The sequence below is a fragment of the Enterococcus sp. DIV1420a genome, assembly GCF_051712165.1.
In the GTDB taxonomy this organism is placed as follows: Bacteria; Bacillota; Bacilli; order Lactobacillales; family Enterococcaceae; genus Enterococcus; species Enterococcus faecalis.
Window position 1 is genome coordinate 2020958 of record NZ_JBIOOI010000001.1, and the last position, 12411, is coordinate 2033368.

10 protein-coding genes and 1 other RNA gene are annotated in these 12411 nt (G+C 38.2%); 8 read left to right on the forward strand and 3 right to left on the reverse strand.

Annotated elements, in window-relative coordinates; all coding sequences use genetic code 11:
* Window positions 1-207: 207 nt before the first annotated feature.
* On the forward strand, window positions 208-1818 hold the full coding sequence (locus IGI80_RS10145) for a CTP synthase (protein ID WP_002357995.1): 1611 nt from the start codon (window positions 208-210) through the stop codon (window positions 1816-1818).
* A gap of 131 nt (window positions 1819-1949) precedes the next feature.
* Here IGI80_RS10145 and IGI80_RS10150 read toward each other — a convergent pair.
* The 3 genes from IGI80_RS10150 to recU all read right to left on the reverse strand — a co-directional run bounded on the left by IGI80_RS10150 (window position 1950) and on the right by recU (window position 6406).
* Window positions 1950-3343, reverse strand: a protein-coding gene (locus tag IGI80_RS10150; RefSeq protein ID WP_251846742.1) for an IS3 family transposase whose coding sequence is annotated in 2 segments (ribosomal slippage) — window positions 1950-2803 and window positions 2803-3343 — 1395 coding nt in all. Because the reading frame shifts where the segments join, the coding sequence is not laid out codon by codon here.
* A 67-nt stretch (window positions 3344-3410) separates the two neighbouring features.
* A complete protein-coding gene (locus tag IGI80_RS10155) occupies window positions 3411-5747 on the reverse strand; it encodes a PBP1A family penicillin-binding protein (protein WP_438723353.1) in 2337 nt (778 codons plus the stop codon).
* A 41-nt stretch (window positions 5748-5788) separates the two neighbouring features.
* On the reverse strand, window positions 5789-6406 hold the full coding sequence (gene recU, locus IGI80_RS10160) for a Holliday junction resolvase RecU (protein ID WP_002388848.1): 618 nt from the start codon (window positions 6404-6406) through the stop codon (window positions 5789-5791).
* Between the two features lie 62 nt (window positions 6407-6468).
* Here recU and IGI80_RS10165 point away from each other — a divergent pair, with 62 nt between their 5' ends.
* From IGI80_RS10165 to nth, 7 genes are all read left to right on the forward strand, one after another.
* The gene (locus tag IGI80_RS10165) at window positions 6469-7011 is read left to right on the forward strand and encodes a DUF1273 domain-containing protein (protein ID WP_002363720.1); all 543 of its coding nucleotides are present in this window, start codon (window positions 6469-6471) and stop codon (window positions 7009-7011) included.
* A 93-nt stretch (window positions 7012-7104) separates the two neighbouring features.
* Window positions 7105-7515 carry a cell division regulator GpsB gene (gene gpsB / locus IGI80_RS10170; RefSeq protein WP_002357990.1) on the forward strand — a complete coding sequence of 137 codons (411 nt, stop codon included), beginning with the start codon at window positions 7105-7107 and terminating at the stop codon, window positions 7513-7515.
* 107 nt (window positions 7516-7622) lie between these two features.
* An RNA gene (rnpB, locus tag IGI80_RS10175) (RNase P RNA component class B) lies at window positions 7623-7991 on the forward strand.
* 237 nt (window positions 7992-8228) lie between these two features.
* Window positions 8229-9392 carry a THUMP domain-containing protein gene (locus tag IGI80_RS10180; protein ID WP_202567839.1) on the forward strand — a complete coding sequence of 388 codons (1164 nt, stop codon included), beginning with the start codon at window positions 8229-8231 and terminating at the stop codon, window positions 9390-9392.
* An 18-nt stretch (window positions 9393-9410) separates the two neighbouring features.
* Complete coding sequence (locus IGI80_RS10185; RefSeq protein ID WP_002360566.1) at window positions 9411-10907, forward strand: carboxypeptidase M32; 1497 nt, start codon at window positions 9411-9413, stop codon at window positions 10905-10907.
* 32 nt (window positions 10908-10939) lie between these two features.
* Window positions 10940-11656 (forward strand): DnaD domain protein, encoded by a 717-nt coding sequence (locus IGI80_RS10190; protein WP_002357986.1) that lies wholly within the window; start codon window positions 10940-10942, stop codon window positions 11654-11656.
* A 14-nt stretch (window positions 11657-11670) separates the two neighbouring features.
* Complete coding sequence (nth, locus tag IGI80_RS10195) at window positions 11671-12318, forward strand: endonuclease III (RefSeq protein ID WP_002357985.1); 648 nt, start codon at window positions 11671-11673, stop codon at window positions 12316-12318.
* The last annotated feature ends 93 nt before the right edge of the window (window positions 12319-12411 follow it).

The following is a 12411-nucleotide window of genomic DNA, read 5'->3' on the forward strand; positions in this document are numbered from 1 at the left end:
CTTGACCTGATGTCCGTTTGCTTGTATTATACTACTTGGGCACCTTTAAGAAGGTCAGAAGTTTGAACGAACTTACAAGCTCCCTATTCGTAATGGATAGGGAGCTTTTCTATTTTTGTTTCTTTTTTATTTGGAGAAACGTAAGAGTCTCAAAGTTGTTTTACTTCTCTCTACAAAATATTATCAAAGAAAGGGTTTTTAACTATTATGACAAAATACATCTTTGTTACAGGTGGCGTGGTTTCTTCTATCGGAAAAGGGATTGTCGCAGCATCTTTAGGACGATTATTAAAAAATCGTGGATTAAAAGTAACGATTCAAAAATTCGATCCATATATTAATGTGGATCCGGGGACAATGAGTCCTTACCAACATGGAGAGGTTTTTGTCACAGATGATGGTGCCGAAACAGATTTGGACTTAGGTCACTATGAACGTTTTATTGATATTAACTTAAATAAATACTCAAACGTAACCACTGGGAAAATTTATTCAGAAGTCTTACGTAAAGAACGTAAAGGGGAATACTTAGGTGCAACAGTGCAAGTTATTCCACACATTACCAATGAAATCAAAGAAAAAATCATGCGTGCAGCGAAAATGACGGATGCCGATGTGATTATCACAGAAGTAGGTGGTACTGTCGGCGACATCGAATCATTACCTTTCCTAGAAGCATTGCGTCAAATGAAAGCTGATATGGGTAGTGACAACGTAATGTACATCCATACAACCTTGATTCCTTACTTAAAAGCGGCTGGTGAAATGAAAACTAAACCAACACAACATAGTGTCAAAGAATTAAGAAGTTTAGGGATTCAACCAAATATTTTAGTGGTCCGTACGGAATTACCTGTTTCTCAAAACACTAAAAACAAATTAGCACAATTCTGTGATGTTAATCCGGAAGCGGTAATTGAATCTCGTGATGTTGAAACGTTATACTCCATTCCATTAGCACTTCAAGCACAAAACATGGATCAAATTGTTTGTGATCATTTAAAATTGGATGCACCGGCTGCAGACATGACTGAGTGGCGTGCATTAGAAGAAAAAGTTCTTAACTTGAAAAAGAAAACAAAAATTGCGCTGGTTGGTAAATATGTTGAATTACCAGATGCCTATATTTCTGTTGTAGAAGCATTAAAACATGCTGGGTTTGATTTTGATTCAGATATCGAAATTGATTGGGTTGATTCACAAGAATTAACTGCTGAAAATGTCGCTGAAAGAATTGGTTCAGCAGATGGTATTTTGGTTCCTGGTGGTTTTGGTGATCGTGGAATTGAAGGAAAAATTGAAGCGATTCGTTTTGCTCGCGAAAATGACGTACCATTCCTTGGTATTTGTTTAGGTATGCAAATGGCCTGTGTAGAATTTGGTCGTAACGTTGTGGGCTTAGAAGATGCTGGTTCTGCAGAAACTAATCCTGACGTGACAAATAACATTATTGATTTAATGGCAGATCAAGAAAACATCGAGAATTTAGGTGGCACACTACGTTTAGGTTTATATCCATGTAAATTGAAAAAAGGAACGAAAACTGCGGCAGCATACGGAAATGAAGATGTTGTCCAAGAACGTCACCGTCATCGTTATGAATTTAACAACAAATATCGTCAATTATTTGAAGAAAATGGCTTAGTTTTCTCTGGAGTTTCACCAGATAATCGTTTAGTTGAGATTGTTGAAATTCCTGAAAAACAATTCTTTGTGGCTTGTCAATTCCACCCAGAATTAATTTCTCGTCCAAATCGCCCACAACGCTTAATCAAAGGATTTGTTGGTGCAGCTTTGGCAAATAAAGAAAGTAAATAAGCAAAAATGGACGAAGTGATTCAGTTCACTTCGTCCATTTTTAATCTAAAAAAGTACGGGGCTCATGGTGAGCCTGTAGTGAGACCCGAAAGTTAGACCGAATACCGACTGGAGAAATCTGGTCGGTATTTTTATGCGACGAACCGTTTACGGAATTGAACGGGACTGCACCCTAGTTTTGTCTTTATTCGTTGATGATTATAATAATCAATCCATTCCTCAATTGCTTGTTCTAGTTCTTCGAAACTAGAATAAATAATGCCATGGTAGGTTTCTTGTTTTAGTAAACCAAAGAAATTCTCCATAGGAGAATTATCAAAACAATTGCCTTTTCGAGACATACTTTGAAAGATCTGGTGACTGGTTAATTGCTTTTTGTACTGCTTCATTTGGTACCCCCAACCTTGGTCAGAATGAAAAGTGCGCCGATATGGACAATCTTGCGTTTTATCAATGGCTTCTTTTTGTGCCTCAAGAATTGCTTTGGCATTCGGCTGTTTAGAAATACGGTAAGACAAGATTTCACCATTAAATAAATCAAGAAAAGGATCTAAATAGAGTTTTTTTATTTGAATCTTTCCACTTTGATCACGTTCATAATACTTAAATTCAGAGGTATCTGTTGTTAGCTTTTGATGGGGTACTGAAGTGTAGAAACGACGATGTAGACGGTTTTTTTCGCCATAGCCAACGGTTCCTTTGTAGGAATTATATTTTCTTGATTTACGAATAAATTTTGTCCCTTTTAGGCCAAGTTTACGCATAAGACGACGAATTTTTTTCTGGTTTACGTTCAATCCTTGTTCTTTTAAAGCTAATTGAATACGGCGATAGCCATAGTTTCCTTTGTTTTCGTCAAAAATTTTCTTAATCAGGGCTTCTAATTTTTGATTGGGATTTTTTCGCTCAAATCGCTTTTGCCAATACATATACGTCGCTTTAGGAAATTTGGTTGCTTCCAGTAAGATTGTTAATCGGAATTTTTTTCGGAGTTCGTGGATGATTCGGGCATCTCGTTCTTGAGTCGTTCCGGGATATTCATTCCTAAAGCGCGGAGCTTTTTTATGAAGGCTAGTTCCGCTCGCAATAGTTCATTTTCATGTTCTAATTCTTGTTCACGTGTTCGTGTTTTTTTCACCTGAACGGGTTTCTTTTTCTTTGACATAGAAGGTCTTCCTTTCTGTTTTGGTGAAAGCCCTTCTATGCCTGTTTCTAGAAATTTCTGGTGCCAAGCCAAGACTAAGGTATCGTTTGGCAGACCATATTTCAATGCGACAGTCAGATAAGAGTCACCACTCGTTAAATAATAGTGTATGACATCCCGCTTGAATTTGGAAGAGTAATGTTGGTAATTTACTCTTCGATGAAGTGCGTTAAATCCAAATTTCTCGACTGTTTTAACCCATTTACGAACAGTCGAAAGTGAAGCAATATCAAATTGATTCGCTAGTATTCGATAACCTCCTGCGCCATTTTGGTAAGCTTCTACTACTTTTTTCTTGAATGCATAATCGTATTTTGCCAATTTAAATACGCCTCCAAAGTTAGATTTTTTGGTCTAACTTTGGGGGCGCACTACAGCCCCGTACTTTTTATGCTGCTTTATTTTCATCTGGTTTAGAACTACTTTCAGGTGGTTGCGGCGGTTCTTGTGAACTAGAACTTGATGGTTCAGGCGGTTGTTCCGATGTTGCCGGTTGCTCTGCTGAGGAAGAGCTTGCCGGTTGTTCGGTTGATGGTGGCGCTTCAGAGGAAGAAGGCGCACTTTCTGAACTAGAACTTGATGAACTTTCCGCTTCTTTTGTGGAAGAGGATTCCACCGTACTGCTAGATTCTGGCTGTGGTGCTGAAGAGGTAGTACTTGGTAAAACTTGTACATTTGGTACCTCATAGGCATCTTTCACGTATAATTCATTACCTACACGCACAACACTGTCTGGCTGCACCCAGTCATCGTTTGAAACATTTTGAGACAAGTAACTCATTATTTCACGATAAACATCCGAGGCAATTCCATAGTATTCTTGATAGATTGGTGTATTTCGATCATTGTATCCAGTCCAAACAGAAACGGCATAGTGTGTTGTATAACCAACAAAGGTACTATCCGGGGCAATTCCTTTTTCTGTTGTGCCCATTCGCGCTAAATCTTCATCAGTATAGTTAGAAGTCCCTGTTTTGGCCGCTTGGATTAAGCCTGGAATGGCGCCGTTAAATCCTGTTCCGCCGTTTAAAACATCTTTTAACATATCCGTCATCATATAGGCGGTAGAGTCTTTCATCGCACGTTTACCATCAGGTTGATAATCAACGCTAGTTCCATCATTGAAAACGACTTTGTTTACGTAATACGGTTTGTTATAAATCCCGTTATTGGCGAAAGCCGCATAAGCTGCTGCTAATTTCAATGAGGAAATTCCATATTTATCGCCATCTACATCGCTTGTGTTACTTGAAATGGCATTCGAAGCTTCTAAGTTTTTATAGTCAATTCCTAGCCCTTTAATGAAAGGCATGATGTTTTCTTTACCAACTTCATCAAACGTCTGGACCGCGGTGGTGTTACGAGAACCCATAATCGCACGGCGCATAGTAATGACGCCTTGGTATGTTAAATCAGAGTTGAAGACATCAATGTCGGTACCAGGATATTTCGTTGGTTTATCCACCATGAGGCGACCTGTCGAATAATTTAAATTCTCAATTGCGGGACCATAATCCATGATTGGTTTCACGGTTGAACCAACATCACGTTGGGTGTTAACAGCTAAATTGTTTCCTAATTGCACATCATCAGGAATGTGACGACCACCAATCTGTGCTCGGACTTGTCCAGAGGCAACATCAATAACGGTTGAAGCCACTTGCATTTTACCATCTGGAAACGCAACGTATTGATCACTGTTGACAATATCGTAAAGTTGTTTTTGGGCATTCATATCTAAGTTTGTGTAGATATCTAGTCCGTCTGTGTAAACATTTTTACCAGTTTTTGCTTTCACTTCATTGATTACTTCTTTGACATAATTATCTACGACTTTTCGATTGTCATCACTGGCTTTTAATGGCACTAAGCCTTCATCGATTGGGGTAGCTTTAGCTTTTTCGTACTCTGCTTTCGAGATTTTTTTATTGTCGTACATTGTGTAGAGTACAACATCCCGGCGTTCTTTAGCAGTATCTGGCTTTGTATAGGGATCGTATGAGTTTGGCGCTTGTGGCATTCCTGCCAGTAGGGCCGTTTGTGGTAAATCAAGTTCAGATAAATGTTTACCATAATAATTTTCAGCCGCTGTTTCCATTCCATAAAAACCATTCGCCATGTAGACTTTGTTAATGTAGTAAGTTAAAATTTCTTCTTTTGATTTTTCACGTTCTAAACGAACAGCCATCCATGCTTCTTGTGCTTTCCGTTTCAAGGTTTGGTCAGATTCTTTTGTAGAGAAGTAGGACAATTTAATTAATTGTTGGGTTAAGGTACTTCCGCCTTGTAATCCACCATTTTTGACATTTGAAAGGGCAGAACCGATAATCCGAATCGGATCCACACCAATGTGTTTATAGAAACGACGGTCCTCGACAGAAACAATGGCATCTTTTAATAATTGAGGCACATCATTTGGTTGAATTAATTCACGCTTTTCTGCGCCTAAATCCTCAAAAATTTCATTATTAATATCGTAAAGCTTCGATGAAACTGTCGCATTCAGTTTGTCATCTTCTAATTTTGGGGCTTGTCGTGCATAGAACCAAAAAAGACCAACGCCTGCTAAAAAAGCGACCATCCCAGCGATAAGTAAGCCAAGAAAGATTTTTAAAACAAGCCGTTTTTTCTTTTTCGGCGGTTGTGTCTTTTTCTTGTAACTCGACTTCGATGAGGTGTTGGATGCATGTCTAGCAGCTCGCGAGCCTGAATTTGCGGTTGGCATAAATAGCAACTCCTTTGTTATACTTTCAAAACTTTATGAATCTAGTGTGTCTGAATATATTGTTCCACTGCGTCGAGATAAGGGATTCGCGGTGCGATTCCAAAAGATAATTCAATTCCTTCTTTCTCGATGAGTGCAAGCGGCATAGATTTTTTTCCAGTAACTGCTTGGTTTTTCCAATGCGTTATTAGATTTTCACCACTAAAAAAGAAGCAGCGTTTTAAGCTTGAAAACCATAATAGCACAAAACAAATCCCTTGTTGTGCTATACATTGTTCCATATGATCAATTTGATGTTGATGAAAATTTTTAAAGGGAAAGGACGTGGTATTTTTCGTTTCTTTCGCTTCAAAATCTATGTAACGGCCTTGATATACACCGTTATAATCAGTCGTTGAAGCTTGTCTAAAGTAGGCCTCCTTAATAACAGCCGCACTTCGTTTGGGATAATCTACTTTAACAATTTGAACAGGAGTGGGTTTCTTATGAACGACTGCTTGCTTATTCAATAGATAATATTGATTGCTTTGATTGATCGCTTCTTCGAAATCCATCCCACGATTACCAAATTCAACGGGGCGTTTCTTTTTTACTTGTTTTTTTGGTGATTGTGCTTCATGATGATTATAAGGTATTCCGTTAGGATAATGGAACGTCACGTTTATCACACTCCTAGCCTGTATTATACCAAAAAAAAGACCTGAAAGAAAAGGGATGACTTATGGAAATGATAAAAACCCTCTATGTCACCGGTTATCGCAGCTTTGAATTGGGGATATTTCAAGGAAAAGACCCGAAAATCACAGTTATTAAAAATGTCTTAAAAAAAGAGTTAGCCAGTTATATTGAAGCGGGAGTAGAATGGATTTTGATTTCTGGCAATTTAGGTGTTGAACTTTGGACAGCTGAAGTAGTTGGGGAATTAAAAATGGAATATCCAGAAGTTCAGCTAGGTTTGCTTTATCCATTTAAAGACTTTGGCAATAATTGGAATGAACAAAATCGAGAACTGTTAACGAAAGCGGAAAGTTTGGCTGATTATATCAACTCAGTAAGTCACCAGCCCTATCAATCGCCAGCACAATTAAAAATGCATACAAAATTTCTTTTGGAACATTCTGGGGGCAGCTTACTTATTTATGACAAAGAGTACCCTGGCAAAACGGAGTATTTTTTAAAGGATGCACAACATTTTTCGGAACGAGAACCCTATGATATTCGCTTAATTACAATGGATGATTTACAAAACTCGGTGATTGATTAGAGAATCTGTTTGATTTTCTAGCTATTTTTCGTTACAATAGTATTTGTGGAACTATGAAATTTTCTATCGTAAATAAACAAATGAGGTGTAAACATGGCAAATTTAGTATATAGTCCTAAAGACATTTTACAAAAAGAATTTAAAACGAAAATGATGAACGGGTATGACCCAATTGAAGTAGACGAATTTTTAGACAATGTTATTAAAGACTACGAAGCTTATAATAAAGAATTATTAAGCTTGCAAGAAGAAAACAGCCGCTTAATGGCAAAATTAGACCAATTATCAAAAGCCCAACCAACGCCTCGTGTTGCTCAAGAAGTACCAAAAAGTGCAGCAGTGACCAACTTTGATATTTTAAAACGTTTATCAAACTTAGAGCGTGAAGTTTTTGGTAAAAAGTTAGATGAAACACCTTCAACACCTGTAACGCCTTCCGCACCGTCAATGACTGCAGAACCAGCGAACCATGATGTTGATAATGCACAAACACGTCAATTTTAACAAGACAATTTAAGTCAAGTTTTCACGAGGAACAAAAAGCATTTGTTAGAATAGCGGACACTTGTTTTAGTGTATAAATTTTTGCTGTTCGTTTAAACAGATTTGTAATTTTCGGGTGATCGCGGTTTGCTTTTGCAAGCTGAGGAAAGTCCATGCTCGCACAAGCTGAGATGCTTGTAGTGTTCGTGCTTAGCGAAATCATAAGCTAAGGTACTCTTTTAGAGTAACGGCAGGAAAAATGACTAAGGTTTCGACTATGTCAAAGTATCCTTGAAAGTGCCACAGTGACGAAGCGATGTGGGAAACTCCATCGGTGGAACGCGGTAAACCCCTCGAGCGAGCAACCCAAACAATGGTAGGGGCGCTCTTCTAAAGGAAATGAACGAGTAGAAGAGGCAGAGTTTACTCTGCAGATAGATGATGACCGTCACCAATTTTTCCTGAAGAATTGGTGATACAGAACATGGCTTATAGAAAATTACAAGTAATTCAGGAAGACCTTCCAACGTAGTTGTGAAGGCTTTTTTTACGAAAAGAATAAAAAAATGTTAAAATAAAGAAACTGAGATAAAAGTAGTAAGCTGTCTGTTCTAAAGAGGCCGGGACAGGACCGTTTAGTTCAGAGAAAGCGGACAATTATAAAAAACAAGCGGAGCAGTAGTCGGCAGGACTGTTAGCTCCAGACAATAAAAAAGAGTCAAGAAGGAGTTTTTATGACGAAAGAAAAAACATTCAAACTTGTTGCAACGGCTGCTAGTGGCTTAGAAGCATTAGTTGGAAAAGAATTGCGTGATTTAGGGATTCCCTGTGAAGTAGAAAATGGCCGGGCCGTCTTTGAAGGCACTGTTGAAACAATTGCCACGGCCAATTTATGGCTACGAACAGCAGATCGGATTAAAATCATCGTTGGCGAATTCAACGCCTATAGTTTTGATGAATTATTTGAAAAAGTTAAAGCACTTCCTTGGGAAGATTATTTGCCTTTAGATGCAGAATTTCCAGTTGCAGGTAAATCAATTAAGTCAAAATTGTATAGTGTTCCTGATTGCCAAGCCATCACCAAAAAAGCCATTGTTAACCGTTTAAGAGAAGTTTACCATCGTCCAGCGACGGTGCCTTTAACCGAAACAGGAGCTTTGTTTAAATTAGAAGTGGCTCTGCTAAAAGATAAAGTGACGTTGACGTTGGACACGACTGGACCAAGTTTATTTAAACGAGGCTATCGCATTGAAAAGGGGGGCGCACCTCTTAAGGAAAACATGGCAGCTGCTTTAGTGATGTTGACCAATTGGCGCAAAGATCGTCCTTTTTATGATCCAGTTTGTGGTTCTGGAACAATTTGTATTGAAGCAGCATTAATTGGCCATAACATTGCCCCTGGCTTTAATCGTAGTTTCGCTTGTGAAACATGGGATTGGGTTGATCCAGCGATTTTTGAAAAAGTACGTAACGAAGCCGAGGCAAAGGCAGACTACGATGTTGAATTAGATATCTGTGGTTCAGATGTTGATGGGCGAATGATTGAAGTCGCACGAGCGAATGCTGAGGAAGTTGGTTTAGGTGATTCAATTACCTTTAAACAATTGGCATTAAAAGATTTTACAACCGAGAAGGAATATGGTGTAATGGTAGCTAACCCGCCTTATGGTGAGCGTTTAGGAGAAGAGGAAAGTGTTCGTCGTTTGTATAAAGAAATGGGCCATGTTTTCCGTCCGTTAACTACTTGGAGCAAGTATATACTGACGAGTGATCTTGCTTTTGAAGAATATTATGGTGCCAAAGCTACTAAAAAACGGAAGCTTTACAACGGAGCCTTACGAACAGATTTATTCCAATACTGGGGAACACGTCCACCAAGAAAACCACGGGAAGACTAAGAAAGCTGGTGTAAAAAAATGAAGGAAGCTGTATTTTTACAAGAAGTGAAAGAAATTCAATTACTAAAAAATGCCTTGACATTATTAGACTGGGATTCATCAACTGGGATGCCAGAAAAAAGTAGTCCTTTTCGAGGAGAAGTAGAAGGGTATTTAACCGGATTATATTTTGAACGAAGTATTGGCCCAGTTATTCAAGAAGCATTGGCCTATTTTGAGACACGCCCTGAAGAATTATCTGAATTAGGGAAACTGGTTTTTGAAAAAGTAAAAGAAGAATATGCTTTGAATAAAAATGTTCCAGCTGAACGTATGCAAGAATATGTTAAAGTATTAAACCAAGCACATACAGATTGGTTAAAAGCACGCGCTGCACAAGATTTCGGCTTGTTAGAAGAAACCTTAACGAAGGTCGTTGCGTTCCAAAAAGAGTTCATTCCTTATTGGCAAAAAGAAGAAAAAACTCCGTATGATGTGTTATTAAATCAATTTGAACCAGGGATGACGGTTGAGAAACTAGACCAAGTATTCGACCAAGTAAAACAAGGGATTCAAGAGATTCGGACCGTTTTGGCAGAAAAAGGTACGCCGCCTAGAACTGACTTTTTATCTAGAAAAATGACCAAAGAACAACAACGCCGTTTTGTGATTGGTGTGGTTGAACAATTAGGCTATGATTTTTCAAAAGGCCGATTAGATGATACAGTTCATCCATTTATGACAGCTCTAAATCGAAATGATGCGCGGATTACTACGCGCTGGGAAGAAAATAATTTCTCAATGGCAACATTTGGTGTGATTCATGAAGCGGGTCATGGGATGTATGAACAAAATTTTGATCCTAAATTTGACTTTACGCCGCTAAGCGAAGGTGCCTCTATGGGGATTCACGAATCACAATCGCTCTTTAATGAAATTATCATTGGTAGCAACCGGGCTTTTTGGCAAAAACAATACCCGTTTTTCCAAGAATGCGCAGAAGGTACTTTTGATGATATTGCTTTTGAAGATTTCTATGCTTCTTTAAAAGAAACGAAAGCAAGTTTGATTCGGATTGATTCCGATAGTCTCACCTATCCTTTGCATATCATTATTCGTTATGAAATTGAAAAAATGTTATTTAATGGTTCTTTGGAAGTCGCTGATTTGCCAAAAGTGTGGAACGAAAAATACCAAGAGTACTTAGGCGTATCACCTGAAAATGATTTAGAAGGTGTCCTTCAAGATGTTCATTGGTCTGGAGGTAGCTTTGGTTATTTCCCATCTTATGCCTTGGGTTATATGTACGCCGCGCAACTATTTCACGCAATGAAACAAGAATTATCTGTTGATGAAATTTTAGCTTCGGAGGATTATTCTGATATCCGTAAATGGTTAACACAACATATTCATCAGTACGGCGCTTCACGTAAACCAAATCAATTAATTTATGATGCAACGGGAGAAGAATTGAATCCTAGTTATTTAATTGATTATATGAAAGCTATTTATTTTGATGTTTATCATGTGCAATAAGTGAAACAAGCAAGGGGAAGTGGACAACAACAATGTTATCAATTCGTGAATATTTAGAAGCTGGTGAAACAACAATCTCAAACTTACTATTTGATCATTACCAAAAAATTGGTTTGAAAGATGATGAATTTCTCTTTTTACTGCAACTTTTTCGTTCGCAAAATGCAGGCGATTTATTTCCAGACTTAATGGCGATTGCAGAGACGATGGGCAAAACGCCAGATACGATTTATAAGTTATTAAATCAATTGGTTTCTCGCGGATTTATTCGAATTGAAACACAACAAAACCAAAAAGGTCAAATGATGGATACGTATGATTTACTGCCTGTTTTTCAAAAGATTCAATTATTTTTACAAACGAGCAAAGAAAAACAAGTTGTCGCAAACCACGAAGATGAAATTAAACAGCTTTACCAAGGCTTTGAAAAAGAATTCGGACGTCCACTTTCACCCATTGAATTAGAAATGATTGGTCAGTGGTTGAACACGGACCATTATTCCCCTGAGTTAATCCGGTTAGCGTTGCGAGAAGCTGTTTTAAATCAGGCGTATAGTTTGAAATATATTGATCGTATTTTACTTGCGTGGGAGCGTAAAAATATTACCACCAAAGAACAAGTTGCTGCTGATCAGAAAAAACGAAAAGATTCTATGATTCAAAATGAGATTGAACAACAAGGTCAGACACAAGAATCGTTACCAAAGGTTACATTACACAATTGGTTAAATCCAGAAGACAGTGAATAAAAAGGAGGTGGGCCATGCTATCAAAAGAGAAAACGATGGAAGCTATTGAAATTATGTATGAGATGTTTCCAAATGCAGAATGTGAATTAAAACATAAGAATCCTTTTGAATTATTAATTGCTGTGATTTTAAGTGCGCAAGCAACCGATGTATCGGTAAATAAAGCGACTCCTGGTTTATTCGCAGCTTTTCCAACACCAGAAGCTTTAGCAGCTGCGCCGGTGGAGGAGATTATTGCTAAAATAAAAACCATTGGCTTATATCGCAATAAAGCAAAAAATATTAAAGCGTGCGCACAACAACTTTTAGAACGTTTCAATGGAGAAGTTCCGCAAACCAGAGATGAACTGGTCAGTTTACCTGGCGTGGGGAGAAAAACAGCCAATGTAGTAATGGGAGATGCTTTTGGTGAACCGGCTTTTGCAGTAGATACACATGTGGAACGAGTGTCCAAGCGCCTTAGAATTTGTAAGCTAAATGCGAATGTTACTGAAGTTGAGCAAACCTTAATGCGTAAAGTTCCGAAAGAACTCTGGGTGAAAACGCACCATACCATGATTTTCTTTGGGCGTTATCACTGCCTAGCAAGAGCGCCTAAATGTGAAGCCTGTCCGCTACTCTATATGTGTCAAGAAGGCAAAGAACGGATGAAAGGGAAATAACACATTTTTTCCTAAGAAAGCGAGCCACAAGTCCAACCGACTTGTGGCTCGCTTTCTTTTTTTGATTTTTAAGAAACGCAACAAATGATTGCG

Bases quoted from the DNA above. Each gene is read 5' to 3' on its own strand.
- IGI80_RS10145 (WP_002357995.1), top strand. From the start codon at position 208: ATGACAAAATACATCTTTGTTACAGGTGGCGTGGTTTCTTCTATCGGA.
- IGI80_RS10155 (WP_438723353.1), bottom strand. From the start codon at position 5,747: ATGCCAACCGCAAATTCAGGCTCGCGAGCTGCTAGACATGCATCCAAC.
- IGI80_RS10165 (WP_002363720.1), top strand. From the start codon at position 6,469: ATGGAAATGATAAAAACCCTCTATGTCACCGGTTATCGCAGCTTTGAA.
- gpsB (WP_002357990.1), top strand. From the start codon at position 7,105: ATGGCAAATTTAGTATATAGTCCTAAAGACATTTTACAAAAAGAATTT.
- IGI80_RS10180 (WP_202567839.1), top strand. From the start codon at position 8,229: ATGACGAAAGAAAAAACATTCAAACTTGTTGCAACGGCTGCTAGTGGC.
- IGI80_RS10185 (WP_002360566.1), top strand. From the start codon at position 9,411: ATGAAGGAAGCTGTATTTTTACAAGAAGTGAAAGAAATTCAATTACTA.
- IGI80_RS10190 (WP_002357986.1), top strand. From the start codon at position 10,940: ATGTTATCAATTCGTGAATATTTAGAAGCTGGTGAAACAACAATCTCA.
- nth (WP_002357985.1), top strand. From the start codon at position 11,671: ATGCTATCAAAAGAGAAAACGATGGAAGCTATTGAAATTATGTATGAG.